This window comes from Sphingomonas sp. NCPPB 2930 (assembly GCF_042867205.1).
In the GTDB taxonomy this organism is placed as follows: domain Bacteria; phylum Pseudomonadota; class Alphaproteobacteria; order Sphingomonadales; family Sphingomonadaceae; genus Sphingomonas.
The window spans coordinates 388-1,010 of sequence record NZ_JBHZQU010000048.1 but is presented as its reverse complement, the minus strand read 5'-3'; the positions used below and the strand labels follow the sequence as shown (position 1 = coordinate 1,010).

The 623-nt window shown below is 34.3% G+C and carries 1 protein-coding gene; it reads right to left on the bottom strand.

The window, feature by feature from the left end; all coding sequences use genetic code 11:
* Positions 1–623 (bottom strand): FtsX-like permease family protein (locus ACFX59_RS18245; protein ID WP_387434473.1); only part of this gene is annotated, 623 nt, incomplete at both ends.

The window sequence follows — 623 nt, the reverse complement described above, 5'->3', positions numbered from 1 at the left end:
AGGCATACCAATTCCAGCAATCAGTAACATCATACTTCCTGCAACTCCCACGATTCCCATCAAAACTCGAATACGATTAAACGAGGCATCCCGAATTGCCCATCTTGAAGGATAAGAAATTCGTTGCCAGATAGAGGAAAATCTTTCTACAAAGACAGATTTAGCAACTTTTTCTTTACCTCTTAAAAATATTGCTGGTAAGCCTCTAGCTGACTCTCTAGAAGCTAAATAGGCAGCTAAAACACAAATAATAATGACTACAATACCAACGACTATTGATGAAGATGAATAAGAGATTTGCCAATTTGGAAGTGTAAACATTGACTTTTGAGTTTCTAGTACAAACCATGACATCAAGGGAGAAATAGCAAAGCCTGCAAAACTTCCTAATAAACTTACTACTAAGCCAAATAAAATATAATGTAAACTGATAGCCTGATTTGAAAAACCTAAAGCCTTTAATACAGCAATCTCTTTTGTTTGGCCATCAATCAAACGCTGAATGGTTGTAAACATAGCCAAAATAGCTAACAAAATAAAGATAAAAGAAAATAAGTAAGATAAGTTTCTAATTTGCCCAACTCGATCGGTAGCTTCTGATATTTCAGTTAAACTTTTTTGAT